A 26,484-nucleotide genomic window follows, 5' to 3' on the forward strand; every position below is an offset into this window, starting at 1 on the left:
CCGCCGGTGGCCGAAGGCGACCCCGCGGGTGTCCCTATGAACCTTGGGAGCAGGCCCACATGACCCAGCAGTCACTCGAGCCGAAGACCGTCGCCGACGACGCGGGAGAAGGCACCCGCGTCCCGGCCGGACGGTCCTGGCTCGACCGGTACTTCCACATATCCCAGCGAGGGTCCTCCGTCGCGCGTGAGGTGCGCGGCGGCGTCACCACCTTCATGGCGATGGCGTACATCCTCCTCCTGAACCCCCTGATCCTGTCCGGCAAGGACGTGGCCGGGAGCACCCTCGGCCAGCAGGCGCTGATCACCGCGACCGCGTTCGCGGCGGCCCTCAGCACACTGCTGATGGGCTTCTTCGGCAAGGTGCCCCTCGCCCTGGCCGCCGGCCTCTCCGTCTCCGGCGTGCTCGCCTCCCAGGTCGCACCCCAGATGACCTGGCCGCAGGCCATGGGCATGTGCGTGATGTACGGCGTGGTCATCATGCTGCTCGTCGTGACCGGCCTGCGCGAAATGATCATGAACGCGATCCCGCTCGCGCTCAAGCACGCCATCACCATGGGCATCGGTCTGTTCGTCGCGCTCATCGGCTTCTACAAGGCCGGTTTCGTGCACCAGGGCCAGGCGACCCCGGTCTCCCTCGGCCCGGCCGGCGAACTGGCCGGCTGGCCGGTGCTGCTCTTCGCCGTCACCCTCCTCGCGATCTTCATGCTGCAGGCGCGCGGCGTCCCCGGCGCGATCCTGCTCGGCATCGTCGGCGGCACAGTGCTCGCCGTGCTGCTGAACGCGCTGGACGTCATCGACCCGAAGCAGTGGGCGAGCGGCGCGCCCGAACTGCACGGCGGCGCGGTCTCGATGCCCGACTTCTCGATCTTCGGCGACGTCGAGTTCGGCGGCTGGGGCGAGGTCGGCGCGATGACCGTCGGCATGATCGTGTTCACCCTGGTGCTGGCCGGCTTCTTCGACGCGATGGCCACCATCATCGGCGTCGGCACCGAGGCGAAGCTCGCCGACGACAAGGGCCGGATGCCGGGCCTGTCCAAGGCGCTGTTCATCGACGGCGCGGGCGGCGCGATCGGCGGCGTCGCGGGCGCCTCGGGCCAGACGGTCTTCGTCGAGTCGGCGACCGGCGTCGGCGAGGGGGCCCGTACGGGGCTGTCCTCCGTGGTCACCGGGCTGTTCTTCGCGGCCTGTCTGTTCTTCACCCCGCTGACGGCCATCGTGCCGGGCGAGGTCGCCGCCGCGGCCCTGGTCGTGATCGGCGCCATGATGATGATGAACGCCCGGCATGTCGACTGGTCCGACCGCGCCACCGCCATCCCGGTCTTCCTGACCGTCGTGATCATGCCGTTCACGTACTCCATCACCGCCGGTGTCGCGGCCGGCGTCATCTCGTACGTGGCCATCAAGACCGCCCAGGGCAAGGCGCGGGAGATCGGTGCCTTCATGTGGGGACTGACCGTGATCTTCCTGGTGTACTTCGCCCTCGACCCCATCGAGAGCTGGATGGGCGTGCACTAGCCGCCCTTTCGGGAACCCGCCCCACCTCTGCTGCCAAGGAGACCGAGACAGATGCTGGACATCGCCGAAGAACTGCACCGGTGGGTCGAGCAGGGACGTGACTTCGCCGTGGCCACCGTGGTGGCCGTCGGCGGCAGCGCCCCTCGTCAGCCCGGCGCCGCCCTCGCGGTGGACGCCGACGGCACGGCGATCGGCTCGGTCTCCGGCGGCTGTGTGGAGGGCGCGGTGTACGCGCTGTGCCAACAGGCCCTCGACGACGGGCAGTCGGTCCTGGAGCGGTTCGGCTACAGCGACGACGACGCCTTCGCCGTGGGTCTGACCTGCGGCGGGGTCATCGACATCCTGGTGACGCCGGTCCGCGCGGGCGACCGGGTCCGGCCGGTGGTCACGGCCGCGCTCGGGGCCGCCGCGAGCGGCCGGGCGGCGGCGCTGGCGCGGATCGTGTCCGGACCCGCGGACCTGGTGGGCCGCGCGATGCTGGTCGGGCCCGAAGGGTCCTTCGACGGCGGCTTCGGCGCCCACCCCGAACTGGACCGCACCCTCGCGGCGGAGGCCGGTGCCTTCCTGGACGCCGGCCGCACCGGCACCCTGGAGATCGGTGCGCAGGGCTCCCGTTGCGGGGCGCCGCTCACGGTGCTGGTGGAGTCGGCCCTCCCGCCGCCCCGGATGATCGTGTTCGGCGCGATCGACTTCGCGTCGGCCCTGGTCCGGGTCGGCAAGTTCCTGAATTACCACGTGACGGTGTGCGACGCGCGGCCCGTCTTCGCCACCAGGGCCCGCTTCCCCGAGGCCGACGAGATCGTGGTCGAGTGGCCGCACACGTACCTGGAGCGCACGGACGTCGACACCCGCACGGTCCTGTGCGTGCTGACCCACGACGCCAAGTTCGACGTCCCCCTGCTGAAGCTGGCGTTGCGGCTGCCGGTGGCCTACGTCGGTGCCATGGGCTCCCGGCGCACCCACCTGGACCGCAACGAGCGGCTACGTGAAGTCGGCGTGAGCGAAATGGAGTTGGCGCGGCTCAGGTCGCCCATCGGCCTGGACCTCGGCGCCCGTACGCCGGAGGAGACGGCCCTGTCGATCGCCGCCGAGATCGTCGCCGGCCGGCGCGGCGGCAGCGGGGTCTCACTGACGGGCGCGCACACGCCGATCCATCACGACGGGGCGTCGGTGCCGGCGGGGCGGATCGGGTCGGTGGCCTGAACGCCGGTGCGGCGCACCGCCGGCTGGTCCGGCCAGGCGAACGCGTAGTCCGGGTCGCCGCCCCGGCCCAGCCGTACGAAGCGCATCAGCTCCCGTGCGATGCCCGCGTTGCCCATCGCCCAGCCGGTCTGGGGTTCCAGCTCGCCCGGGGTGGCCCGGTGCTCGAAGTTGGACCAGCGGGCGCCCTCGGCGTCCCGGGTGGCGCGCTCGGTGAGGTCGGCGACCAGGACCCGGGCGAAGTCGTGGCCGTCGTCCTGTTCGGCGATGCGGTCGCAGGCCAGTGCCAGGACCCCGGCGGTGCCGCAGCAGCGGCCGTTGTTGTCCCAGAAGCCGGGGCGCAGGCGGCGCGGGAGTCCTGAGCGGGTGACGGTGTGCCAGCACCGGTCGGCCAGCGCCGACCAGGCCGCGTCGCCCAGGACGTCGCGGAGTCCGCGGAACACCTGGGCGTCGCCGGCGGGGCCGTGGCACCAGCCGTAGCTGTGGCGCGCGATCAGGTCGGGCAGGTGGGCCGGGTCGGAGTGGGCGACCAGGAAGCCCTCCGGTCCGTCCTCGTCCCGGTCGACGACCCCGGCGGCGCCGGCCTCGGCCAGTTCGACCAGGTCCGTGCGTCCCGTGGCGGTGCCGACGGTGGCCAGCGCGTACACGATCCCCAGCGTGCCGTGGGAGATGTGGTGCATGCGCCCCTCCCGGCCGGTGCGGAACTCCCAGTGGACGCCGCCTCCCGGCAGTGCCTCCGCGGTGCGCGCGTACGGCTCCAGGGCCCGCACGGCCAGGTCGGCGTCGCCGACGAGCAGGGCGCCGAGGCCGATTCCCGCGTTGCCGCCCATCAGCTCGAACAACTCGCCCCAGCGCGTCCCGTCGAAGCGGGTCCGCACCAGCTCCATGGCCCGGTCCGCGGCGACGTCGGCGGCGGGGTCGCCCAGTTCCCGGTGGACGGTCCGCAGTGTCAGGGCCATCCCGGTGAGGCCGAAGTACAGGGAGCTGTCGGCGCATTCGTCGACGGCGGCGGTCAGTGAGCGGGCCGCCCGCAGCGCGGTGTCGGCGTACGTGTCGTCCCCGAAGTGCCGCCACGCCTCCAGCAGCACCGGCACGACCCCTGCCGTGCCGCTGTACAGCATGGGGTTGAGCTCGTCGTCCGAAGGGCGGGTACTCCAGCCGAGGCCACCGCCGCCGGTCTCCCGCGCGGTCCCGCGCAGCCAGCGCAACGCGTCCGCCGCCAGCGCCTCGACCTCGGTCCCGTCCACCCTCACGACCGCCCCCTCCGCGTGCGTCATGCGGCCTACTCTGGCATCCGGCCTGCCGCGCGCCCACGGCACCCTCGGCGTCAGGGGCGTCTCAGCAGTGCGTTCACCGCCCGACCGAACACATACCGTGCCGACGCCGCCAGCAGCGGGTCGAAGAGGCGGGGGAGGAGCCGGACGCGCAGTTCCTCGCGCCACAGGACGCGGGTACGGCCGCCCGGGCCGGGGTGCACTTCGAGCTCGGCCCAGCCGGTGACGAGGCGGCCGCGTTTGTCGAGCCGGCACAGGCCGGGAAGGTCCTGTGTGGGAGGGCGCCAGAGGGTGACCTCCATGGGGTCGTCGAAGGTCAGCGGTCCGACGCCCGAGCGGGCCACGACGACCGTGCCCTGGTGTGTCGGCTGCGGCGTGCTCACGATGATTCGCGTGAGCGGCACCGCGTCGCCGTGCCGCGGCCAGTCGGTGATGCGACGCCACGCCTCCTCGCGGGGGAGCGGGACGGTGCGTTCGAGGAAGAAGGTGGCCACGCGAGGATCGTAGGGAACCCGGGCCGTCGATCAGGTGGTGCGTGGCACCGGTGCGACGCATGTGTCGTCGCCTCGGGGATACCCGTCTGCCATGACCGGCATGAAGGTGAAGGCCGTGCTGTTCGACCGGGACGGCCTCCTCGTCGAGAACGGACCCGGCGGCGCGGACCCCGACCGGGTACGTCCCGCCCCGGGCGCCCGTGAGGCGCTCGGCCTGCTGCGCCTGCACGGCGTCCGCACCGGTGTCGTCGCCCGGCGGTGGCCGGGTGACGCGCGGGGACGGCTCACCGACGCCGACGTCCGCCGCGTCCACCACCGTGTCGAGGAACTCCTCGGCCCCTTCGACGTGTGGGGCGTGTGCCCGCACGGACCCGACGAGGGCTGCCGCTGCCGACCGCCCGAACCGGGGTTGCTGCTGTGGGCGGCCGGACGGATCTGCACCGCCCCCGGGGACTGTGTCGTCGTCGGAGGCACCGGAGTGGATCTGGAGGCCGCCCGCCGGGCGGGAGCCCACGGCATCCTCGTACCGGCCGACGGGACACCGCCGGCGGTGACGGCGCGCGCCGAGCTGGTGGCGCCGGACGTGCTGACCGCCGTCCGCGCGCTGCTGACCGGACCGCCGCCGCGGGGCCGGGTGCTGGCCGACGAGCGGCCGATCGAAGCCGCGTACGACACCGGAGAAGGGCGCGGGTGAGCCCTTCTCCGGTGCCGGTGTCTCACTGGCCGTAGTACGTGGCGTCCGCCCGGTCGGTGGCCGTGCTCAACGCCTGGACGTACAGCAGGTTGTCGTAGTGCCGGATGTAGCGGCCGCGTAGTCGTACGACTCGGAGTTCTCCGGACCAGAGGGCGGCGATCAGGTGGTGGGGACGAGGCGCCACTGCTGGCAGGTGTTGTTCAGCCACGTCCACTGGCGTACGTCGGTTCCGTTCGCGGTACCGCAGTTCGCGACGTCGGCGACCTTGCCGCTGTTCTCGTTGACGATCCGGACGTAGTCACCCGTCGCCGTGTACACCAGTCGGTAGCGCTGGCACTTGTTGTTCAGCCACGACCACTGGCGCAGGTCGGCGCCGTCCGCGGTGGAGCACTCGGCCGCGTCCAGCACGCCGCCGGTGGCCACGTTGACCAGGCGGCTGGTGTCGTCGCCGCGGTCCTCGATCCGCCACTTCTGGTTGGCGCCGCCGGTGCAGCTCCACTGGAAGACGTTGGTGCCGTTGGCGGTGTTGCCGCCCTCGACGTCCAGGCACTTGCCGCTGTTGCGGTTGACGAGGGTGTACGACGTCGGGGTCGCCGCCGTCTCGCCGGAGGGGCCGGGCAGGGAGGTGCCGAGGGCGACGGGGGCACCGAAGTTCGGGGTGCCGTCGGCGTTCCAGGTGAACTCCTGGGCGCGGGTGGTCCGGGCGTTGCCGCAGCCGCCGTTCGACGCGGAGTTGGCGTGGTAGACGATCCAGTTCTCGGTGCCGTCAGGCGAGGTGAAGAAGCCGTTGTGGCCGGGGCCGTAGACGCTGTTCGCGTCGCTGCGCTGGAAAACGGGGGTCTGCTTCTTCGTCCAGGACGCCGGGCTGAGCGGGTCGGTGCCGGTCAGCTCCAACTGGCCCAGCTTGTAGTCGGGGGTCTGGCAGGAGCTCGCGGAGTACGACAGGAAGGTGCGGCCGTCGTGATACAGCGGCTCGGGGCCCTCGTTGACCGGGGAGCCCACCCGTTCCCAGTCGAGCGTCGGACTGGAGATGACGCTGAAGGTGCTGCTCGCCAGGGTGTACGGGTTGCTCATCGGCGCGATGACCAGGCTCTGGGTGCTGCCGTTCACGAATCCGCTGCCGACGAGGTAGAGCTTGCCGCCCGCCTGCAGCACGCTCGCGTCGATCAGCCAGCCGCCCGGGGTGAGGTTGGAGCCGGTCAGCGAACCCTTGTAGGTGTAGGGGCCCATCGGGTCGGTGCCGGTGCTCTCCAGGACATGGGTGCGCTGCGAGTCGCAGCAGGCCACGCCGCTCTGGCCGGCGGAGTAGTACAGGTACCAGTGGCCGTTCAGGAAGTGGATCTCCGGCGCCCAGATGTTGGTGTTGCGGGTCGACGTGGTGTCCGACCACACCTGCACGGTGGGCGCGGTGGCGAGGCCCGCGAGGGTCGGCGACTTGCGCATGCCGAGGACGCCGGTGAACGTCGTGGTGACCAGGTAGTAGTTGCCGTCGTAGAACTCCAGCCAGGGGTCGGCGCCCTTGGTGGACTTGAGCGGGTTGGTGTACGGGCGGCCGTCGGCCGCGACGGCCGGCTGGGTCGTCGCCGACACCAGGGCGACGAGCACGGCGAGCACGCACAGGATCCAGGATCTGCGGTGCGAGGGGGAGAGGGAGGGGGAGTGCGGCATACGAGACCGTTCCTGTCCGTAATATCGAACGTGGTTCGTAAATTCGATCAGAAGATAAGTGGGGGGCATGCCTGCGTCAACGGTTTGGTCACATGCGCTCCGCATCGGAGACGCGCGTGGCGATGCTCAGCGTCGAAGCCGGCTTCCGGGTCGGGGGTTCCGCCCGTGAAACCGGGACCGTAGGTTCTCCTGGAGCCGGTCGCGTAAGGGCCTCGGGAAGGGCCTAGGGAAGCACCTCAGGAAGGACTTCATGGAAAGCCACAGCCGAGAACGAGCGCGACGCTTCGTCGAGCTGCACCGGGAGGGCTGCTTCCTGCTGCCCAACGCGTGGGACGTGGGGAGCGCCCGCATCCTTCAGGAAGCCGGCTTTCCCGCCGTGGCGACCACGAGCGCGGGGGTCGCGTTCTCCCTGGGACGCCCGGACCACGACTACTTCGCCGAGCACGGACCGGCGGGCCGCGTCGACCGCGACACGATGATGCGCCGGGTGGGCGAGATCGCCGGCGAGATCGCGGTGCCGCTGAGCGCCGACCTCGAAGACGGCTACGGCGAGGCGCCCGAGGTCGTGGCGTCCACGATCTCCATGGCCCTCGCGGTCGGCGCCGCGGGCGGCAACATCGAGGACTTCACCGGCGATCGCGCCAGGCCCCTCTACGACCAGGCGCTCGCGACGGACCGTATCCAGGCCGCCCGGGCCGCCCTGGACGCCGGAGGAGAGCCGTTCGTCCTCGTCGGCCGGACCGACGCGCTGCTGGTCGGGGGCTCACTCGACGAGTGCGTCCACCGGGCCAACGCCTACCTGGCGGCGGGCGCGGACTGCGCGTTCGTGCCGGGTGCCGGCGACGCCGCGACCATCGCCACGCTGGTGCGCGAACTCGACGGCCCGCTCAACGTCGTGATGGGACTGACCGGCAACGCGCTGTCCCTGGACGACCTCCGGGCACTCGGCGTGCGGCGCGTCACCGTCGGCGGCAGCATCGCCCGCAGCATGTACCGGCACCTGCTGAGCGCCGCGAGGGAGCTGGCGGACCAGGGCACCTTCTCCTACGCCGACGACCAGCTCTCCCAGACCGACCTCAACCAGCTCTTCCAGCCGGGACCCGACCAGACCCGTCACTGAACGACCTTTGCCGGTAGCGACAGTGACGGTGCGTCAGAACAGGGCCTGCAGGTCCGGCTTCTGGTCGCCGAAGAGGCCGTCCTTCTCGCTGAGCGAGGCCAGCTTCTCCAGCGACGCCATGTCGACCTGCGCCGGCCAGCTGGGGAGCGTGAGGTTCTTCAGGACATCGCCGCTGATCTTCGTATAGGCGGTGAGGACCTGGCGGGCCTCGTCCGGATGGTCCGAGGCGTACCGCAGCGACTCGGTCATCGCCTCGGTGAACTTCTTCACCAGGTCGGGTTTTTGCTGAGCGAGCTGCGTCGAGGTGAAGTAGGTGGCCACGGTGAGCTCGGGGTCCGTCTCGGCGAAGGGTGAGGCCACGATGCGGGCGCCCTGCGCCTTGGCGATCGTCTGCGAGGGTTCGCCCATCCAGGCCGCGTCCACCCGCCCGTCGTCCAGGGCGGCCGGCATCTGGTCGAAGGGGATCTCGACGAACTTGACCTCGGACGGGTCGCCGCCGGCCTGGCGCACCGACTCGCGCACCGTGGTGTCCCCGATGTTCTGCAGGGTGTTGACCGCCACGGTGTGCCCGGCGAGGTCCGCGGCCGACTTGATCGAGCTGTCCTTCCTGACCGCCACCCCGGTGACGTCGGCCCCGACCTTGCCGTTGGTGGCCGCGCCGTTGGCCACGGACTTGACCGGAACTCCCTTGACCTGGGCCAGCATCAACGACGTCGTGTTGCTGAACCCGAACTGGAACTGGCCGCTCACCACGCCGGGAATGATCGCCGCGCCGCCCTGGGCGCTCACCATCTCCAGTTTGATGCCGCGGCTGGTGAAGAACCCCTTGCGCTGCCCGAGGTAGAGCGGCGCCACGTCGACGATCGGAATGACCCCGACCTTGACCGTGGTGGTCCCGCCCGAGGACGAAGGCCCGCCCGACCCCGAGTCCGAGGACCCGCACCCGGCCACACCGGCGACGGTGATCAACACTGCGGCCAGCCCGTGAACGCGCCTTTGCATGGGCTCCTCCTGAAGGAAGCACGACGAGGCAGGGGGGTCGGGCAGGAGGCCGGAACCGCCGGTCGCGGACCGGCTGCCCTGGCTTATGTTGTGCAGTTTCTTGACGGCGGCAATCTACACACCAGCTTTCGTGCTGTCAGTACCCCGGACAACTCCGCCCCCACTCAACGGCGTTGCGGCGGAGCCTGTTCCGTGGTGAGTCGCGTCGCGAGGACCGTGAGGCGCTCGGCCAGCGCGTCGGGGCTGGACCTCGTCATGGCGGTGAGTTCGATGGTCGCCGTCGCGTGACGCAGCGGCCTGAACCGGACGGCGGGGCGTGCCGCGGACGCCGCGGCGGGCACCACGGTGACACCGAGGCCGCACTCGACCATCGCGATCTGGGAGGTCACCGACCGCGCCCATACCTCCCGGCTCTGACCGAGGGCGGCGTCGAGCTCGCCGAGATCAGTCACTACGCCCACTTCCCCATGTACTCCAACGCCCCGGAGATGTGGGCCCGGCTCACCGCGTTCGTCACCCGCGCCGAAGCGCGCTCCTGAGGTCCGGACCCGGTGCGGGCGACTGGTCGCAAAGCGGCCCCGCCTCACGCGGACGGCGCGCCGGCGAGGACTTCAACCCGGCCCGTGTCGAGCGAGTAGTAGGCGCTGACGACGGCCAGTTCGCCCTTCTTCACCAGCGGCGCGAGATCCTTGTTGGAGCGCAGGTCCGCGGCGGTCTGCCTGACATGGATACGGATCATCGTGTCGACCGGGTCGCCGGTCTTCGCCTTGACGGTCTCCGTGTAGGCCGGCCGCAGGGCGTCGGAGATCGCCTGCAGGTTGCCGGGCAGCTTCTTGCCGTCGCGCATCGCCTCGTACGCCGCCTTGATCGCGCCACAGCGCTGATGGCCCAGGACGAGGATCAGCGGGGTTCCCGAGGTCATGGGCCCGTACTCGACGGAGCCGGTCACCACCGGTCCGACCACCTGGCCACCGGTCCGCAGCACGAACAGGTCGCCGAGCCCGGTGTCGAAGAGCAGCTCCGGCGGCACGCGGGAGTCGATGCAGGAGAGGATCACACCGTAGGGGTCCTGCTCCTGGGCGACGAGCTCACGGCGGCCGGGGTCCCGGTCGGGGTGCTGGAGAGTCCCCTCCACCCAGCGCGCGTTGCCGTCCATCAGCCGAGCGAACGCCGTCCGGGGCGAGTCGGGCCGGGTGGTCGCGGCCGGCGAGGGGGTCGTCGCCGCGCCCACGGCCGCCGTCTTCGTCGCCCCGGCCCCCTCCGCCTTCGACGAGCAGCCGGTGATCAGGGCCGCCGTGGCCACCAGCCCTCCGGTGAGAACGGCCCTGCGCTGCGGTATGCCGACACTGCCCATGATCTGCTGCTTCCTTCCGGTCGAGTGATCTCCACTCTTTCCGAGGACCGGTTAGGGCTCGTACAACGTCGATCAAGGGCGGGAGAAGCGTTCGTCCAATTCACTTCCGCCAAGAGGTGACGCCTTCTTGACGGAGCGTCAGCCGTCGGCGGGCATCGGCGGAGCGGCCCGGTCCGCCGTCAGGGCGGCGAGTTCGTCCGGGGTGCGCGGCCCCGCAGCGGAGTCGGCCAACAACCCGTGCTCGCGGAGCAGCCGGGCGGCCGCGACCCCCCAGGGCAGCCGCAGTCCCGCCTGCTGGAGGAGATCCGTGCGGGCCAGCATCGTGGCGGCGGGGCCGGTGCGCGCTCCGGACGGTGTGAGGAGGGCGGCGTCGTCGGCCCAGCGCAGGGCGAGGTCGACGTCGTGGGTGGCCATCACGACCGTCGTGCCGGAGCCGCGCAGTTCGTCGAGGGTGGCCAGCAGCCGTTCCTGGCCGTCGGGGTCGAGGCCGGCGGTCGGCTCGTCGAGGATCAGGACACGGGGCCGCATCGCGACGGCCCCGGCGATCGCGGTCCGCTTGCGCTGACCGTAGGAGAGCAGGTGGGTGGGCCGGTCGGCCAGGGCGGTGATGTCCAGGGCGGCGAGCGCCTCCTCGACGCGGGCCCGAACCTGCACGTCGGGCAGACCGAGGTTGAGCGGCCCGAACGACACGTCCTGGGCGACGGACGCGGCGAACAACTGGTCGTCCGGGTCCTGCACGACCAGCTGGACGGTCGTACGCAGCCGGGTCAGCCCGGCCCGGTCGTAGCGCACGGTCCGGCCCTCGACGGTCAACTCGCCGGTGTGCGGGCGCAGTCCGCCGCTCAGCAGCCGCATCAGCGTGGTCTTGCCGCTGCCGTTGCGGCCGAGCAGGGCGAGCGCGCGGCCCGCTCGGATCTCGAAGTCGAGCCCGCTGAGCACGGTGGGGCCCTCCTCGTAGGCGAAGGAAGCGCCCCGCAGGGCGACCGGCACGGGCTCGCTCATGTCAGCGGCCTTTCCAGAACGAAGGTGAGGGCGGCGACGGCCGTGAGGAGCGCGAGGCTGGCGGCGGTGAAGCGGGCGGAGACACGGGCCTCGGGCACCAGGACGCGCAGTGTGCCGTCGTAGCCGCGTCCGGCGAGTCCGTCCTGGAGCCGTGCCGCCCGGTCGAAGGCCCGGACGAAGGCGATGGCACCGAGCCCGCCCAGCGAACGCCAGGTGGCGGCCCGGGTGGTGTGACCGAGCCGGGCCGCCTGGGCCTCCCGGATCCGGCGCACGGAGTCCAGGAGCAGGAAGCTCATCCGGTACGTCACCAGCGCGACGTCCACCACGGGAGCGGGCACCCCCGCCCTGACCAGGCGGGGCAGCAGGTCGGACATCGGCGTGGTGAACGCGAACAGCAGGACGCCGAGGGAGGCGGCCGACGTACGCAGCAGCAACTCCCCGGCGCGGACCGGCCCGTCGGCGGCCAGGGTCACCAACCCGTCGGGCCCGCCGACCTGGACGAGCAGGGTGACAGCGCCCGTCGTGCAGAAGCCCAGCGGTACCCGGTAGGCGCGCCACAGCCGGCGACCGGGCACGCCCGCCGGGCCGAGCAGCACGGCGAGCGCCGTCACCAGCACCAGGGCCGCGCCCGGCCAGGGCGGCAGCGAGATCGCGAGCAGGGTGAGGCCGAGCCCGAGCACGGCCTTGTCCACGGGGTGGCGGCGGCGCCAGCGGCTGCTGTGCGCCGCCGCGTCGATCGGCAGCACGCGCGCTCAGGCCCGTTCGTGAGCGGAGACGCCGGAGACACCGGACTCGCCGGACTCGCCGGACTCGCCGGAGCCGCCGGGCTCGTCGGAGGCGCCGTCGGCAGCCGTGGCGACTCGGACGTCCCGCTGCGCGAGGGCACGCAGTTCGCCCTGGCGCCGGCCCCGGTGCAGACCGAAGTAGTAGGCGAGGACGCCCGCGCCGAGCGCCGCCTGGAGGGAGAACAGCGCCGACTCGATCTCGCCGGAGGGCGGTTCGTACAGGGGCGAGAACCACGGCTCGTAGTCGGGCTTGATCTCCGTGATCGCGGTCTCGGCCTCCCCGTCGGCGCCCGTGAACGGCTCCTCCTTGTGGTCGCCGAGGCCCAGGGCCAGCGGGAGGACGGCCAGCGCCGCCACGATCACCAGCAGCAGCGTGTTGATCTTCGCGTTACGGCTCATCGGGCCACCGCCTCGGTCCCGGTCGTGGTCTTCCGGTCGGCCACGAGCACTCCGAGCCGGCTCAGTTCACCCTTGCTGGACTGGGCCAGCAGGCGCATCACGAACACCGTGAGGAGCCCCTCGCTGACCGCGAGCGGGATCTGCGTGACGGCGAAGATGGAGCCGAACTTGGCGAGCGCCCCCAGGAAACCGCTGCTCGGGTCGGGGAAGGCGAGCGCCAGCTGCACACTGGTGACGCAGTAGGTGGACAGGTCGGCGACGAACGCGCCGAAGAACACCGCGACCATCAGCGGCACGGCGTAACGCCGCAGCAGCCGGTAGACGCCGTATCCCGCCCAGGGTCCGACGATCGCCATCGAGAAGACGTTGGCGCCGAGCGTGGTCAGGCCGCCGTGGGCGAGCAGCAGCGCCTGGAAGAGCAGGGTGATGGTGCCCAGCACCGCCATGATCGGCGGCCGGAACAGGATGGCGCCCAGGCCCGTGCCGGTGGGGTGGGAACAACTGCCCGTCACCGACGGGAGCTTCAGTGCCGACAGGACGAACGTGAAGGCCCCGGAGGCACCGAGCAGCAGGGTGCTCTCGGGATGCTCCCTGACCTCACGGGTGAGTGACCGGACTCCGTGGACGACGAAAGGCGCGGACGCGACGCCCCAGGCGACCGCGTGCGCCGGAGGAAGGAAACCCTCGGCTATGTGCATGGCTCAGCAGACCCTCTCCAGCACCTCGTGGATGGTTGACGCGCCTTGGCCGGTCTCCTGGCTGACGGGTACCACCGCCCGTGCTCCGCCTTCCCGGGTCCGAGGACCCAGTGGCTGCCCGCGAGGGCCGGAGCCGGACTTCCCGATCACAGTGGCGAGGGCCGCACCGGCATCACACCGGATTTCCCGTTCACCAAGGCGTGGTGACAGTAGTGCTCGTACAGGGGTGCTGACAAGCGCAGACGGGGGCGCGGGGGCGGCGCCCGACAGCTCGCGCCCGGCGCACACCCGGCCGGTCCCGTGCGCCCGGTCAGGGCTCCTCGAACGCCCGCAGAACCCGCTCGGCGGCCAGGGTGGCTGTCAACTCACCGTCCCGCACCTGCTGTTCGAGAACGGGTGCGAGGGCCCGTACCGCCGGATCGGCGTGCAGGCGACCCAGGAGTTCGTCACGGACCATGCTCCAGGTCCAGTCGACCTGCTGCTCGCGGCGTTTGGCGGCCAGGCGCCCGGTCGACTCCAGGAGCGTGCGGTGCTGCTCCAGGCGCTCCCAGACGGTGTCCAGGCCGGTCGACTCCCGTGCGCTGCAACTCAGCACCGGCGGTGTCCAGGCCGCGTCGCGGCCGTGCATCAGCCGCAGCGCGCCCGACAACTCCCGTGCCGCCGCGAGGGCGTCGCGCTCGTGCGGGCCGTCCGCCTTGTTGACGGCGATCACGTCCGCCAGCTCCAGGACGCCCTTCTTGATGCCCTGCAACTGGTCGCCGGTGCGGGCCAGGGTGAGGAGCAGAAAGGAGTCGACCATGTTCGCGACCGCGGTCTCGGACTGGCCGACGCCCACCGTCTCCACGAGGACGACGTCGTAGCCGGCCGCCTCCATCACCACGATCGACTCGCGGGTCGCCTTGGCGACCCCGCCGAGCGTGCCCGCGGTGGGGGAGGGCCGCACGAACGCCGCCGGGTCGACGGCCAGACGTTCCATCCGGGTCTTGTCGCCGAGGATCGAGCCACCGGTACGGCTGGACGAGGGGTCGACGGCGAGCACCGCCACCCGGTGCCCGAGCGCGGTGAGCAGGGTGCCGAACGCGTCGATGAACGTCGACTTGCCCACCCCTGGCACGCCACTGACGCCGATCCGCCGGGCCCGGCCACTGTGCGGGAGCAGCGCGGTCAGCAACTCCTGTGCGAGCGCCCGGTGTTGCGGGCGGGTGGACTCGACGAGCGTGACGGCACGGGCGATGACCGCCCGCTTCCCGTCGAGGACCCCCTTCACGTAGGCGTCGACATCGATCACAGGTCGTGCCCGAGGTCGGCGGACAACCGTGCCACCAGGTCGTACGCCGCGTCCGGGATCACCGTCCCGGGCGGGAAGACGGCGGCCGCGCCCATCTCCAGCAGCGTGGGCACGTCCTGCGGCGGGATCACCCCGCCCACCACGATCATGATGTCCTCACGGCCCTCCTCCGCGAGCTGCTCGCGCAGCGCCGGCACGAGGGTGAGGTGGCCCGCCGCCAGTGACGAGACGCCGACGATGTGCACGTCCGCCTCGACCGCCTGCCGGGCGACCTCGGCCGGCGTCTGGAACAGCGGGCCGACGTCGACGTCGAAGCCGAGGTCGGCGAAGGCGGTGGCGATGACCTTCTGGCCGCGGTCGTGGCCGTCCTGGCCCATCTTGGCGACCAGGATGCGCGGTCGGCGGCCCTCGGCCTCCGCGAAGGCGTTCACGAGGGTGCGGGTGCGTTCCACGGACGGGGACTCGCCTGCTTCGTTGCGGTACACGCCGGAGATCGTACGGATCTGGCTCGCGTGCCGGCCGTACACCTTCTCCAGGGCGTCGGAGATCTCGCCGACGGTGGCCTTGGCGCGGGCGGCGTGCACGGCCAGCTCCAGCAGGTTGCCGTCGCCCCCGGCCGCCCTGGTGAGCGCGTCCAGCGCGTCCTGGCAGGCCCGCTCGTCCCGTTCCTCGCGCAGCCGCCGCAGCTTCTCGATCTGCTGGGCACGCACGGAGGAGTTGTCGACCTTGAGGACATCGATCTGCTCGTCGCTGTCCACCCGGTACTTGTTGACACCGATGACCGGCTGCCGGCCGGAGTCGATGCGGGCCTGGGTGCGGGCGGCGGCCTCCTCGATGCGCAGCTTGGGGATGCCGGCGTCGATGGCCCGCGCCATGCCGCCCGCCTGCTCGACCTCCTGGATGTGCTGCCAGGCCCGGCGGGCGAGGTCGTGGGTCAGCCGCTCGACGTAGGCGCTGCCGCCCCACGGGTCGATGGTCCGGGTCGTGCCGGACTCCTGCTGGAGCAACAGCTGCGTGTTGCGCGCGATGCGGGCCGAGAAGTCGGTGGGCAGGGCGAGTGCCTCGTCGAGCGCGTTGGTGTGCAGCGACTGGGTGTGGCCCTGGGTGGCCGCCATGGCCTCCACGCACGTACGGATCACGTTGTTGAACACGTCCTGCGCGGTCAGCGACCAGCCCGAGGTCTGCGAATGGGTGCGCAGCGACAGCGACTTGGCGTTCTGCGGTTCGAACTGCCGGACCAGCTTCGCCCACAGCAGGCGCGCCGCCCGCAGCTTGGCGACCTCCATGAAGAAGTTCATGCCGATCGCCCAGAAGAAGGACAGCCGGGGCGCGAACGCGTCCACGTCCAGGCCCGCCTCCCGCCCCGCCCGGAGGTACTCCACGCCGTCGGCGAGCGTGTAGGCCAGCTCGAGGTCGGCGGTCGCACCCGCCTCCTGGATGTGGTAGCCGGAGATCGAGATGGAGTTGTAGCGGGGCATCCGCTGCGAGGTGAAGGCGAAGATGTCGGAGATGATCCGCATCGACGGCTTCGGCGGATAGATGTAGGTGTTGCGGACCATGAACTCCTTGAGGATGTCGTTCTGGATGGTCCCGGCCAGCTTCTCGGGCGGTACGCCCTGTTCCTCGGCGGCGACGATGTACAGCGCGAGCACCGGCAGCACGGCGCCGTTCATCGTCATCGACACGCTCATCCGGTCCAGCGGGATCCCGTCGAACAGCTGCCGCATGTCGTAGATCGAGTCGATCGCCACGCCGGCCATGCCGACGTCACCGGTCACCCGGGGGTGGTCGCTGTCGTAGCCGCGGTGGGTGGGCAGGTCGAAGGCGACCGACAGGCCCTTCTGCCCGGCGGCGAGGTTGCGCCGGTAGAAGGCGTTGGACTCCTCGGCCGTGGAGAAGCCCGCGTACTGGCGGATCGTCCAGGGCTGGTTGACGTACATCGTCGGGTACGGGCCGCGCAGATACGGGGCCGTGCCGGGGAAGGTGCCCAGGAAGTCCAGGCCCTCCAGGTCCTGACCGGTGTACAGCGGCTTGACCGGGATGCCCTCCGGGGTCTCCCAGAGCAGGTCGTCCCCGCCCGCCGCCCGCTTGACGGCCGTACGCCACTCGTCGGCGCCGCCGCCGACGGTCGGGGCCCCCAGCTCGATCCCGGAGAAGTCGGGGATGCTCATCGGGACACTCCCATGCGGTCGAGGGCGGCGGACAGGACGGCCACGGCGTCACAGCCCGCGAAGACGTACGAGTCGACACCGGCGTACCGGCCGGGACGACCCGCGAGGAACACCTGCGAGGCACCGGCCGACCGCAGCTCCTCGGCCACGGTCTCGGCCTGCTCCGCGTAGAGCGCGTCGCTGGAGCACAGGCAGGCCTCCGTCGCGCCGCTCTGCTCGAACGTGCCCTCGGTGACCGGCTCGACGCCGCCCGCCTGGAAGAGGTTCGAGGCGAAGGTCGCCCGCGCGGTGTGGGCGGCGGCCGGACCGATCGTGGCGAGGTAGACGCGCGGCCGGCGGCCGGTCGCCGCGAGGTGGGCGTCGGAGCGGGCGCGCAGCGTCTCGAACGCCTCGTCGCGCCGCACCCGCGGCAGTCCGCCGGACGGCGGCTCCGGCGCGGGCTCGCGGACGACCGGCTTCTCCGCCAGGTGCGGGAACTCGCTGACCCCGGTGACGGGTTCGCGCCGCTCGGCCAGCCTGCTGCTGCGCCGGTGCCAGGTCGCGGCCAGGTCCTCACCCAGCCGTCCCGAGCGCAGCGCGGCCGCCTGCCCGCCGAGCCGCTCGATCCGCTGGAAGAACTCCCAGCCCGCGTGGGCCAGTTCGTCGGTCAGCCGCTCGACGTACCAGGCGCCGCCCGCCGGGTCGATCACCCGGGACAGATGCGACTCCTCGATGAGGATCGTCGAGGTGTTGCGGGCGATACGGCGTGCGAACGCGTCCGGCAGCCCGAGCGCGTGGTCGAAGGGCAGCACGGTGACCGAGTCGGCCCCGCCCGCCCCGGCGGCGAGGGTGGCGATGGTCGTGCGCAGCATGTTCACCCACGGGTCGCGGCGCGACATCATCACCGGCGAGGTCACCACGTGCTGGAGCTGTGCCCCCGCGTCCGGCGCACCGCAGACCTCGGCGATCCGGGCCCACAGGCGGCGGGCGGCCCGCAGTTTGGCGATCGTCAGGAACTGGTCGGCGGTCGCCGCGTACCTAAACTCCAGCTGGGCACACGCCTGTTCGACGCTCAGCCCGGCCTTCTCCGTCAGGTCGCGCAGGTACGCCACCCCGGTCGCCAGGGAGCAGCCCAGTTCCTGGGCGGCCGAGCCGCCGGCCTCGTGGTACGGCAGCGCGTCCACCGTCAACGCCCGCAGCCCGGGGTACTGGTCGGCGCACAGCCGCGCGAGACGGGCCGCCGACGCGACGTCGGGGGCCTGTCCGGTACGGGCCTCGTGGCCGAGCGGATCGGCGCCCAGGTTGCCGCGCGCCGCCCCCTTGGCGACGCCCCGCTCCTCGTACAGCCGAAGCAGCGCCTGTGCCGCGGGCTCCACTTCCGGCCCGGCGTCCAGGACGACGGGAGCCAGGTCGAGATGGACGCCGTCCAGGGCGCGGCCGAGCGAGGCCACGGGGATGCCACCGTCGCCGACGGTGAGCCAGAGGGAGGTGACGCCGTTCTCCAGGTCCGCGAGCAGCCCGCCGCTGTCGGCCGTCGTGTGCCGCTGACGTACGTCCCAGCCACCGAGGGTGCTCCCCTCCGGCCGGCTCGCGCGGACGAAGGGGGCGAACCCCGGGAAGCCGGGCTCGGGCGCGCAGTCGCGCGCCGTGTACAGGGGACGGGTGCGCAGCCCGTCCTCCAGCGCGGTGGACAGGGCTTGCTCGGCCTGAGCACCCTCGACGTCCTTGCCCGACTTGCGCAGCACACCCGCAACGAGGCGCTGCCACTGCTCGTGGGAAACGTCAGGGAACTCGGCGGCCAGTTCAAGCCCGTCGTCAGGCAGGACCGTCATGCTCGGATGCTAGGCCAGCGGCGCAAAGGAGCAGGAGAGGGCACGGCTGTGACCTTGCCCTCCCCATGATTGTGACCTCGGCCTCGCCGTCGTCCTCCCGGTGCCCTCAGGCCGGCCGTTGCTCACCCGAACCGCGGACGATCAGCCGGGTGGGGACGGTGGTGGTGCGGGCGCGCGAGCGGTCTCCGTCGAGTCGGGCGAGCGCGGTGGTCGCCGCCGTTCGGCCGAGCGCCTCGGCGTCCTGGGCGACCACGGTCAGGGCCGGTTCGAGTGCCTCGGCCAGCGACACGTCGTCGAAGGCGACGACAGCCACGTCCTTGCGCTTGGTGCGGGCCAGTTCGGCGACGATGCCAAGCGCCATGATGTTGTTGCCGGCGAACAGGGCGGTGGGGGGATCGGCCAGGCCCAGGAGCCGGGCGGTCGCGGCCTCGGCCCCCTGCTGGTCGTGGGCGTCGGCGATGAGCGAACGGTCGTGGGGGACTCCGGCTTCCTGGAGGGCCGAACGGTATCCGGCCAGGCGTTCGCGGCGGGTGTAGAGCCTGGTGGGCAGGTCACCGACGAAGCCGATGCGCCGGTGGCCGTGGGCGACGAGGTGGGCCACGCCGTCGTGGGCTCCGGCCCGGTTGGAGCTGACGATGCTGTCCGTGGACAGGCCGACTCCGGGGCGGTCGAGGAAGATCACGGGCAGTCCCGTGGCGCGGTGTGGCTTGAGGTGGGAGTGGTCGGCGCCGACGGACGGGACGACGATCAGGATGCTGACGCGGCGCGCCAGGAACTTGTCCGTCAGGGCACGTTCGCGGTCGGGGTCGTCAGCGGAGGAGCCCATGAGCAGGGTCAGTCCGCGTTCGCGGACGGTGTCCTCTATGGCGCGGGCCACTGCTCCGAAGAAGGGGTTGGCGAGGTCGGGGATGACCAGGCCGATGGTGGTGTCGGGGCCGCCGACGCGGATGTTGCGGGCCATGAGGTTCGGCTGGAAGCCGAGCTTGGCCACCGCGGCGAGCACCTGTTCCCTGGTCTGCGCCGAGGCGGGCCCGTCCTCGTTGAGGACACGGGAGACCGTCTTGGCGCTGACGCCGACTTCTCGGGCGACGTCGGCGAGGGTGGGGCGGCGGTTCGCTGCCATGAGGAAACCGTCTCCTGAGGGCCCTCGGTTCCGGCCGCGGCCTCGGCCGGAAACCACGAGAGCTGGGTTGTGCTGTCAGGTGGCCTGGACTCCGGCGGCCTTCGCGGCCTCCGAATCCGCAACGACAGTATCTCCGGCCGCGTCGACGGTGAGGGCGCCGGTCATGATGGCGACGACCTCCGCCATGGAGTAGTCGGAGGGCTTGATCACGGCGGCGCGCCGGCCCAGCCGGTGGACGTGGATCCGGTCGGCTATCTCGAAGACGTGCGGCATGTTGTGGCTGATCAGGACGACCGGCATGCCCTTGTCCCGCACCCGCCGGATGAGGTCCAGGACCTGACCGGACTCCTTCACGCCGAGCGCGGCGGTGGGTTCGTCCATGACGACGACACTGCGGGCCCAGGCGACGGAACGGGCGACGGCCACGGCCTGCCGCTGTCCGCCGGAGAGGGTCTCGACCGACTGCGTCAGCGACCGCAGACCGATCTTCAGGTCGGACATGTGCTCGGCGGCCTCCTGACGCATGCGCTTCTTGTCCAGCATGCGGAAGACACTGCCGAGGACACCGGGGCGGCGGAGCTCGCGTCCGAGGAACATGTTCGAGGCGATGTCCATGGAGGCGGCCACCGCGAGGTCCTGATAGACCGTCTCGATGCCGTGCGCACGGGCGCTCTGGGGTCCGGAGAAGGTGATGGGTTCGCCGTGCAGGCGGATCTCGCCCGCGTCGGGGGCCACCGCGCCGGTCAGGGCCTTGATCAGGCTGGTCTTGCCGGCTCCGTTGTCACCGATGACGGCGAGCACCTCGCCGGGCAGCAGGTCGAAGTCGGCGCCGTCGATGGCGGTGACGTGGCCGTAGCGCTTGACCAGTCCGCGGGCCTGCAGCACGGGCGTGGGGGAGGAGGTGGCGGTCATCGGGCCTTCTTCCGGGAGAGCTGGTCGACGGTCACCGCGAGGATCACCAGGACGCCGGTGATCAGGGTCTGGTAGATGGAGGCGACGCCCATCAACTGCAGGCCGTTGCGGAAGACGCCGACGATGAGGACGCCGATGAAGGTGCCCAGGACCGATCCGCGTCCGCCGAAGAGGCTGGTGCCGCCGAGGACCACCGCGGTGATGCTGTCGAGGTTGTCGGTCTGGCCGGCCTGCGGGTCGCCGACTCCGGTGCGGGAGATGAGCAGCAGGGCGGCGATGCCGTACAGCAGACCCGCCACGGCGTAGATGCCGATGGTCAGGCGGGAGGTGCGGATGCCGTTCAGGCGGGCCGCCTCCTGGCTGTTGCCCAGGGCGTAGACGTGCCGTCCCCAGCCGGTGTTGCTCAACGCGTACGCGAGCAGGAGGAACAGCGCGATGGTGACCAGTGAGCCGTAGGTGATGTCGGTGTGGCCCAGCGGGAAGGTCTCGCCCAGAGCGGTCAGCGGTCCGGGCAGGTTGGTGACCGTCTGCTCCTCGGAGTAGATGTGGGTCAGTGCGAACGCCACGTTGAGCATGCCGAGGGTGACGATGAACGGCGGCAGCGGGATCTTCTGCACCAACAGCCCGTTGAGCAGCCCGAAGCCGCCGCAGACGGCCAGGCCCAGGGCGATGGCCGCGAGCGGGGGCAGGGAGCCCTCGGCGGCCATCTTGGCGATCACGATGCTGCCGAAGGCCATCACGGCACCGCAGGACAGGTCGATGCCCGCGGTGAGGATGATCAGGGTCTGCCCGATGGCGAGGGTGCCGACCACCATGACCTGCTGCACGATCAGCGAGAAGTTGCCGCCCGTGAGGAACTGGTCGGTCGAGAGGGAGAAGAAGGCGCAGGCCAGGAGGAGTGCGACCAGCGGACCCGTGGTCGGTGCCGTGAGCAGTCTGCGGGCCGTGGTGGGTGCTTTGAGCTCGGCGTACGGCGTGGTCGAGGCTGTCATGCGAGATCCTTGTCGGAAGACAGAAGTCGTTGCCCGCCCTGGTCGGAGGGCAAGAGGACGAGCGGGCGGCCGTCCCCCCGGTCAGGGAGGAAGGGACGGCCGCCCCGCTGAGGGGAAAGGCGCGGGCGTACGGTCCTCAGGGGCCCGCTCAGCCCCAGCAGTTCTCCAGGCCGAAGGCGGTGTCCTCGGACGTGATCCCGTCCTGCGCCTTGTCGGTGATCAGGGTGACGCCCGTGTCGGTGTAACCGGACGCCTTCTTGCCGTCCTTGGCGTACGCCACGACGGCCTTGACGCCCTCGGCGGCCATCTTCAGCGGGTACTGCTGCGAGGTGGCGGCGATCTTGCCGTCCTTGACCGCCTGGGTCCCGGTGCAGCCGCCGTCGACCGAGACGATCAGGACGTCCTTCTCCCGGCCCTTGGCCTTGAGCGCGGTGTAAGCGCCCAGCGCGGCCGGCTCGTTGATGGTGTAGACGACGTTGATGCCGGGCTCCTTCTGGAGGCAGTTCTCCATCGCCGTCTGGCCCTTGGCCTGGTCGCCGCCGGTGTCCTGGGCGCAGGCGACGTCCTTGTCGGTGGCGCCGAAGCCCTTGAGGAAGCCGTTGTGCCGCTGGACGCCGACGGAGACACCCGGTGCGAGGTCGAGGGCGGCTATCTTCGCGGTCTTGCCCTTCATGGCGGCCTTGGCGTACTCGCCGATCAGCTCGCCCGCCTTGAGGTTGTCGGTGGCGAAGAGGGCGTCGACGGCGCTCTCCGGCTCGGTCGGGGTGTCCAGGGCGATGACCAGGACGCCCTTGGCGCGGGCCTTCTCGACCGCGGGCACGATGGCCTTGGAGTCGCTCGGGGTGATCAGGATGCCCTTCACACCGGCGGCGACCATGTTCTCGATGGCCGTGACCTGTCCGGCGTTGTCGCCGTCGAACTTGCCCGCGGCGGTGGACAGTTGGACACCGTTCTCCTTGGCGGCCTTCTCCGCGCCCTCCTTCATCTTCACGAAGAACGGGTTGGTGTCGGTCTTGGTGATCAGACCGACCTTGACGCTGCCGGAGCCGGAGGACGAGGAGCCCGAGTCGGCACCGGACCCGCAGGCCGTCAGGGTGAGGGCCACGACGCCCGTGACCGCGGCGGCTCTGAGGAGGGAGGAGGACGGACGAGTGGTGCGAGACATGATCGACTCCTGTGGGATAGCGAGCGGCACGGGGTCGGGGATCAGAGCATGCTGCCCGAGGTGTCATCGTTGACTTATGTCATCGTTGACACTGCCTGGCGAGGATGATGGACTCCGTCTCCCGGAAACGTCAATGCCCTGCACTCGTCACAAATCGGCAACGCTCCCGGCCCCGGTCACCGGAGCCGCCCGGCAGCCGCGCTCGACGCGTCCGGTGTGCCCGTGCGTCCGTCAGAGAAGAGCAGCCCATGAGCCCGCGTCAGATCACCGTCCTGGGGGAGTGCGTCGCGGACGCGTTCGCCGAGCCCGCGAGCACCTCGAACGAACTCGCCCTGCGCGTGCTGCCCGGCGGCGGACCTGCGAACACGGTGGTGGCCCTGGCCCGCCTCGGCACCCCGGCCCACTTCCTCGCGCGGCTGTCCGGTGACGTGTTCGGCCGCCTGTTCCGCGCGCGTCTGGAGGCGTCGGGGGTGGATCTGTCGGACGCCGTCGAGGCCGCCGAACCCAGCACGCTGGCCGTGGCGGAACTCGACGCGCAGGGGCAGGCCGCGTTCTCCTTCCACGCGCAGAACACGGCCGACTGGCAGTGGACGGCAAAGGAGCTGGCCCGGGTGGACCTGTCCCGGGCCGCCTGCGTGCACACCGGATCCCTGGCCCTGGTCCGGGAGCCCGGCGCGGCGGTGGTGGAGGACTTCCTGGCGGCGGCCGCCCCCCGGGCGACCATCAGCATCGATCCCAACGTCCGGCCGCTGCTGGTGCGTCCCGAGGTCTACCGTGCCCGGCTGGCGCACTGGTGCGGCCTCGCCGACGTGCTGCGGCTGAGCGAGGACGACCTGGGACTCCTGCTGCCGGACACGTCGCCGCAGCGGGCGTGCGATGTCTGGCACGCGGCCGGGGCGCGGCTCGTCGTGATCACACGCGGCGCCGACGGCGTCCTGGCCTCGCTCGACGGCGAACGGCTGGAGGTGCCCGCCGTGACGACGGCCGTCGTCGACACGGTCGGGGCGGGGGATTCGTTCACCGCCGGGCTGCTGCACCATCTCGGCGCCCGCGGCCTCCTCGGCGGCCGGCTGACGGAACTCGGCCTCGACGACGTCGCTGAGGCCTGCCGGTTCGGCACCCGGGTCGCGGCCCTGACCTGCTCCGTCGCCGGCCCCAACCCGCCGTGGCAGAGCCAGTTGGAAGAGCTCACGGCCGCCGGCGGCGCCTGACCGGCAGGCGGGGCGCCCGCCGGGCCGGGCCGGGCCGCCCGCACCGTTGACGCGTCGGCGAAACTTCGTCCATCCTCGGGGCCACTCCATGTCATCGATGACACCAGTCGACGAGGACACCCCCCGGCGGCGTGGACGACGTAAGCCGTACCGGGCGACCCGCACGGTCGGTCCACCCCGCAGCGGCGAGGCCGTGATCACCGACCAGACCCTCCCCGACCCCGCCTGCCAAGGCGGGCAGATCCTCGCCGACAACGGCTCGGTGAAGCCGGACAAACCACCGTCCGGAGCCTCGACTCCGCCCACGACCGACAAGGACACGAGACCGTGAAGAAGACCCTGCTCGCCGAGTTCACCGCCCGCGAGGGAGCGGAGGACGAGGTCGCCCGCCTGATCCGGGACTACGCCCGGACGGTCCGCGAGGAAGAAGGCAACCTCGCCTTCGACGTCTACACCAAGGCCTCCGCCCCGCGCGCCTACTGGATCTTCGAGGTGTACCAGGACGAGGACGCCTTCCAGGCGCACCTGAAGGCTCCGTACGGCGGTCCGTTCAACGCCGCTCTCACTCCCCTGATCGAGGAGGACGCCTCGGTGCTGACCTTCCTCGATCCGGTGACCTGACGGCCCCTCGAGCCGCTTGTTCGACCTCGGCCGGGCCCGCCTCGCGGGTCCGGCCCTCGGCATGTCACGGACCGGGCCAGAGTAGTGCCCGCGCGGTGGCTCTGACCTCGGTGAACGGAACGCGTTCCGCGCACAAAGATGCGTCAGCCCGTCGTTGACCGGCGCTCCTGGACAGGGCCAGGCTGAGGGAGCCACATCGGATTCCGACCACCCGTTTCCGGTCACCGAACTGAGTGCAGGAGGCCGTGATGCCCCAGACCGACACCCTCGAACACATCGCGCTCGGAGAAGAACGCGAAGCGGCTGACACCGCGACGACCCCGCCCGCCCCACCGAACGCTCCGGCGGACCGCGGCGGCCTGTTCTTCCAGCGCTGCCTGTGGTGCGGCACTCCGGCCTACCGCCGCTCGTTCTGCCGTGCCTGCGGCTCGACGGCCTTCCGGCGGGAGCAGAGCGCCGGCGACGGGGTCGTCGTCCGCCGTCACGGCCACGTCCCGCACAACACGTGGTTCGTCGCGATGCACGAGGGCTTCAACCTGCTCTGCCAGGCCACCGGCAAGACACCGGTCGCGGTCGGCTCGCGGGTGAGCGTCGTCCGGGCTGTCGCCCCCCTCGGTCAAGGACTGCCCGTCGTCGAACCCACGCGCCCGGCGTCGACCTCGGAGCGCTGGTGGTGACGGGAGACGGACGAGACGCGGCCGCCCGAAGCGAAGGCCGCACGCCAAGAGAGGAGGGTGCGTGAGCACCCAGCACCATGGCCCCGACGGACAGGCCGGCGCCGCCGAGGGAGCGGGGCGCGGCGCGCTGGAAGGGCTGCGCATCGCCGACTTCTCCCGGGTTCTCGCGGGGCCCTACGCCACCATGCTCCTCGCCGACCTCGGTGCCGAGGTGGTGAAGGTCGAACGGCCCGGCGTCGGCGACGACACCCGGGCCTGGCACCCGCCCGCGGACCACGAGGGCACCTCGACCTATTTCCTCGGCGTCAACCGGAACAAGAAGTCCGTCACCCTGGACCTCACCACCGACGCCGGCCGCGAACAGGCCCGTGCCCTGGTCGCCGGGTCCGACGTGCTGGTGGAGAACTTCCGCCCCGGCACGATGGAACGGCTCGGGCTCGGCCACCAGGAACTCCGCACCCGGCACCCGAGGTTGGTCTACTGCTCGATCAGCGGCTTCGGCAGCGGCGCGGGCGCCGCGATCCCCGGGTACGACCTGCTCGTACAGGCCGTCGGCGGTCTGATGAGCGTGACCGGGGACGCCGCCGGGGAGCCCGTGAAAGCGGGCGTGGCACTCGTCGACGTGATCACCGGCCTGCACGCCTCACTCGGCATCCTCGCCGCCCTCCGGCACCGGGACGCCACCGGGGAGGGCCAGCACGTGGAGGTGAACCTCCTCAGTTCGCTGCTGTCGGCCATGGTCAACCAGGCGTCGGCGTTCGCCGTCGCCGGTGTCGTCCCGGGCCGTATGGGCAACGCGCACCCGAGCATCGCCCCGTACGAGACCTTCCCCGCCGCCGACCGCCCGATCGCGATCGCGGTGGGCAACGACCGGCAGTTCGCCGCGCTCGCCGACGTCGTGGGAGAACCCGGTCTCGCCCTCGACGACCGCTTCCGCACCAACACGGACCGGGTCGCCCACCGCACCGAACTGCGGGACATCCTGGCGCGGCGGCTGGGCACCGCCGGAGCGGACCACTGGTCGGCCGTCCTGCTGGCCGCGGGAGTGCCCGCCGGACCGGTCAACACCCTCCACGAAGCGTTCGACTTCGCCCACAAGCTCGGCCTTCCCGGCATCGTCGACATCCCCGCGGCACCGGCCGACGGGGCGCGGGGCAGGGCCTCGCGCCAGGTCGCGAACCCCATCACGCTGAGCGGCACACCCGCCCGGTACCACCTCGCGCCGCCGCGCCTGGGCCAGCACAGCGCGGAGATCGCGCACGGCCTCCTCGACCACTCCTCCGCGCCCGGCGAAGCGGCCACCTGA

The 26,484-nt window shown here is 71.6% G+C and carries 26 protein-coding genes, 1 pseudogene and 1 riboswitch; of the genes and pseudogenes, 9 read left to right on the plus strand and 18 right to left on the minus strand.

Features of this window, described 5'->3' with window-relative positions; translation table 11 throughout:
• The first annotated feature begins 59 nt into the window (after positions 1 to 59).
• Positions 60 to 1,517 carry an NCS2 family permease gene (locus AQJ84_RS01660; protein WP_030043608.1) on the plus strand — a complete coding sequence of 486 codons (1,458 nt, stop codon included), beginning with the start codon at positions 60 to 62 and terminating at the stop codon, positions 1,515 to 1,517.
• Between the two features lie 51 nt (positions 1,518 to 1,568).
• Positions 1,569 to 2,720, plus strand: a complete 1,152-nt coding sequence (locus tag AQJ84_RS01665) for an XdhC family protein (RefSeq protein WP_030043609.1) — start codon at positions 1,569 to 1,571, stop codon at positions 2,718 to 2,720.
• Here AQJ84_RS01665 and AQJ84_RS01670 read toward each other — a convergent pair.
• On the minus strand, positions 2,672 to 3,994 hold the full coding sequence (locus tag AQJ84_RS01670) for a lanthionine synthetase LanC family protein (RefSeq protein WP_030043610.1): 1,323 nt from the start codon (positions 3,992 to 3,994) through the stop codon (positions 2,672 to 2,674). The two genes, AQJ84_RS01665 and AQJ84_RS01670, sit on opposite strands and share 49 nt — an antisense overlap.
• Before the next feature lie 50 nt (positions 3,995 to 4,044).
• Entirely contained in the window at positions 4,045 to 4,485 is a 441-nt protein-coding gene (locus tag AQJ84_RS01675) for an SRPBCC family protein (protein ID WP_030043611.1), read from the minus strand.
• A 91-nt stretch (positions 4,486 to 4,576) separates the two neighbouring features.
• Here AQJ84_RS01675 and AQJ84_RS01680 point away from each other — a divergent pair, with 91 nt between their 5' ends.
• Entirely contained in the window at positions 4,577 to 5,179 is a 603-nt protein-coding gene (locus AQJ84_RS01680) for an HAD-IIIA family hydrolase (protein WP_030043612.1), read from the plus strand.
• Between the two features lie 22 nt (positions 5,180 to 5,201).
• Here AQJ84_RS01680 and AQJ84_RS45210 read toward each other — a convergent pair.
• Together AQJ84_RS45210 and AQJ84_RS01685 are read right to left on the minus strand one after the other, a co-directional pair.
• Positions 5,202 to 5,300 (minus strand): annotated as a pseudogene (locus tag AQJ84_RS45210) (AbfB domain-containing protein); the annotation flags it as partial.
• Positions 5,301 to 5,338: 38 nt separating this feature from the next.
• Complete coding sequence (locus AQJ84_RS01685) at positions 5,339 to 6,847, minus strand: family 43 glycosylhydrolase (protein ID WP_030043613.1); 1,509 nt, start codon at positions 6,845 to 6,847, stop codon at positions 5,339 to 5,341.
• 250 nt (positions 6,848 to 7,097) lie between these two features.
• On the opposite strand from AQJ84_RS01685, the gene AQJ84_RS01690 reads away from it, so the two are divergent.
• On the plus strand, positions 7,098 to 7,967 hold the full coding sequence (locus tag AQJ84_RS01690; RefSeq protein WP_030043614.1) for an isocitrate lyase/PEP mutase family protein: 870 nt from the start codon (positions 7,098 to 7,100) through the stop codon (positions 7,965 to 7,967).
• 33 nt (positions 7,968 to 8,000) lie between these two features.
• On the opposite strand, the gene AQJ84_RS01695 is transcribed toward AQJ84_RS01690, so the two are convergent.
• The 14 genes from AQJ84_RS01695 to AQJ84_RS01765 form a co-directional block, all read right to left on the minus strand.
• Positions 8,001 to 8,969: an ABC transporter substrate-binding protein gene (locus AQJ84_RS01695; RefSeq protein ID WP_030043615.1), complete on the minus strand. Its 969-nt coding sequence runs from the start codon at positions 8,967 to 8,969 to the stop codon at positions 8,001 to 8,003.
• A gap of 164 nt (positions 8,970 to 9,133) precedes the next feature.
• A complete protein-coding gene (locus AQJ84_RS01700) occupies positions 9,134 to 9,421 on the minus strand; it encodes a hypothetical protein (protein ID WP_030043616.1) in 288 nt (95 codons plus the stop codon).
• A 131-nt stretch (positions 9,422 to 9,552) separates the two neighbouring features.
• A complete protein-coding gene (locus AQJ84_RS01705; protein WP_030043617.1) occupies positions 9,553 to 10,323 on the minus strand; it encodes a carbonic anhydrase in 771 nt (256 codons plus the stop codon).
• A gap of 138 nt (positions 10,324 to 10,461) precedes the next feature.
• Positions 10,462 to 11,325 (minus strand): energy-coupling factor ABC transporter ATP-binding protein, encoded by an 864-nt coding sequence (locus tag AQJ84_RS01715; RefSeq protein WP_030043618.1) that lies wholly within the window; start codon positions 11,323 to 11,325, stop codon positions 10,462 to 10,464.
• Positions 11,322 to 12,071 carry a cobalt ECF transporter T component CbiQ gene (gene cbiQ, locus AQJ84_RS01720; protein WP_053192309.1) on the minus strand — a complete coding sequence of 250 codons (750 nt, stop codon included), beginning with the start codon at positions 12,069 to 12,071 and terminating at the stop codon, positions 11,322 to 11,324. The genes AQJ84_RS01715 and cbiQ overlap by 4 nt, the downstream gene beginning before the upstream one ends.
• A 6-nt stretch (positions 12,072 to 12,077) precedes the next feature.
• Positions 12,078 to 12,509: an energy-coupling factor ABC transporter substrate-binding protein gene (locus AQJ84_RS01725; RefSeq protein ID WP_030043621.1), complete on the minus strand. Its 432-nt coding sequence runs from the start codon at positions 12,507 to 12,509 to the stop codon at positions 12,078 to 12,080.
• The gene (locus AQJ84_RS01730) at positions 12,506 to 13,207 is read right to left on the minus strand and encodes an energy-coupling factor ABC transporter permease (RefSeq protein WP_030043622.1); all 702 of its coding nucleotides are present in this window, start codon (positions 13,205 to 13,207) and stop codon (positions 12,506 to 12,508) included. Before AQJ84_RS01730 ends, AQJ84_RS01725 begins: the two co-directional genes overlap by 4 nt.
• A gap of 30 nt (positions 13,208 to 13,237) precedes the next feature.
• Positions 13,238 to 13,420: riboswitch (cobalamin riboswitch) on the minus strand.
• A 97-nt stretch (positions 13,421 to 13,517) separates the two neighbouring features.
• Positions 13,518 to 14,495, minus strand: coding sequence for a methylmalonyl Co-A mutase-associated GTPase MeaB (gene meaB, locus AQJ84_RS01735; protein ID WP_030043623.1), 978 nt, complete (start codon positions 14,493 to 14,495; stop codon positions 13,518 to 13,520).
• Positions 14,492 to 16,666 carry a methylmalonyl-CoA mutase gene (gene scpA, locus AQJ84_RS01740; RefSeq protein ID WP_053192311.1) on the minus strand — a complete coding sequence of 725 codons (2,175 nt, stop codon included), beginning with the start codon at positions 16,664 to 16,666 and terminating at the stop codon, positions 14,492 to 14,494. The genes meaB and scpA overlap by 4 nt, the downstream gene beginning before the upstream one ends.
• Positions 16,663 to 18,477: a methylmalonyl-CoA mutase family protein gene (locus AQJ84_RS01745; protein ID WP_053192313.1), complete on the minus strand. Its 1,815-nt coding sequence runs from the start codon at positions 18,475 to 18,477 to the stop codon at positions 16,663 to 16,665. The genes scpA and AQJ84_RS01745 overlap by 4 nt, the downstream gene beginning before the upstream one ends.
• Before the next feature lie 106 nt (positions 18,478 to 18,583).
• Positions 18,584 to 19,600 carry a LacI family DNA-binding transcriptional regulator gene (locus AQJ84_RS01750; RefSeq protein ID WP_030043625.1) on the minus strand — a complete coding sequence of 339 codons (1,017 nt, stop codon included), beginning with the start codon at positions 19,598 to 19,600 and terminating at the stop codon, positions 18,584 to 18,586.
• Positions 19,601 to 19,675: 75 nt separating this feature from the next.
• Complete coding sequence (locus AQJ84_RS01755; RefSeq protein ID WP_030043626.1) at positions 19,676 to 20,512, minus strand: ATP-binding cassette domain-containing protein; 837 nt, start codon at positions 20,510 to 20,512, stop codon at positions 19,676 to 19,678.
• Positions 20,509 to 21,504: an ABC transporter permease gene (locus tag AQJ84_RS01760; protein WP_030043627.1), complete on the minus strand. Its 996-nt coding sequence runs from the start codon at positions 21,502 to 21,504 to the stop codon at positions 20,509 to 20,511. Before AQJ84_RS01760 ends, AQJ84_RS01755 begins: the two co-directional genes overlap by 4 nt.
• A gap of 148 nt (positions 21,505 to 21,652) precedes the next feature.
• On the minus strand, positions 21,653 to 22,669 hold the full coding sequence (locus AQJ84_RS01765) for a sugar ABC transporter substrate-binding protein (RefSeq protein WP_030043628.1): 1,017 nt from the start codon (positions 22,667 to 22,669) through the stop codon (positions 21,653 to 21,655).
• 248 nt (positions 22,670 to 22,917) lie between these two features.
• Between AQJ84_RS01765 and AQJ84_RS01770 the strand changes: the two genes are divergently transcribed.
• The 5 genes from AQJ84_RS01770 (at position 22,918) to AQJ84_RS01785 (ending at position 26,484) form a co-directional block, all read left to right on the plus strand.
• Positions 22,918 to 23,880, plus strand: a complete 963-nt coding sequence (locus AQJ84_RS01770; RefSeq protein ID WP_053192314.1) for a carbohydrate kinase family protein — start codon at positions 22,918 to 22,920, stop codon at positions 23,878 to 23,880.
• A 97-nt stretch (positions 23,881 to 23,977) separates the two neighbouring features.
• On the plus strand, positions 23,978 to 24,211 hold the full coding sequence (locus tag AQJ84_RS42835) for a hypothetical protein (RefSeq protein ID WP_128092351.1): 234 nt from the start codon (positions 23,978 to 23,980) through the stop codon (positions 24,209 to 24,211).
• The gene (locus AQJ84_RS01775; protein WP_030043631.1) at positions 24,208 to 24,501 is read left to right on the plus strand and encodes a putative quinol monooxygenase; all 294 of its coding nucleotides are present in this window, start codon (positions 24,208 to 24,210) and stop codon (positions 24,499 to 24,501) included. The genes AQJ84_RS42835 and AQJ84_RS01775 overlap by 4 nt, the downstream gene beginning before the upstream one ends.
• A gap of 248 nt (positions 24,502 to 24,749) precedes the next feature.
• Entirely contained in the window at positions 24,750 to 25,178 is a 429-nt protein-coding gene (locus tag AQJ84_RS01780; protein WP_053192316.1) for a zinc ribbon domain-containing protein, read from the plus strand.
• A 61-nt stretch (positions 25,179 to 25,239) separates the two neighbouring features.
• Positions 25,240 to 26,484 (plus strand): CaiB/BaiF CoA transferase family protein, encoded by a 1,245-nt coding sequence (locus AQJ84_RS01785; RefSeq protein ID WP_078632302.1) that lies wholly within the window; start codon positions 25,240 to 25,242, stop codon positions 26,482 to 26,484.

Origin of the sequence: Streptomyces resistomycificus, assembly GCF_001514265.1 — a bacterium.
Taxonomy (GTDB): Bacteria; Actinomycetota; Actinomycetes; order Streptomycetales; family Streptomycetaceae; genus Streptomyces; species Streptomyces resistomycificus.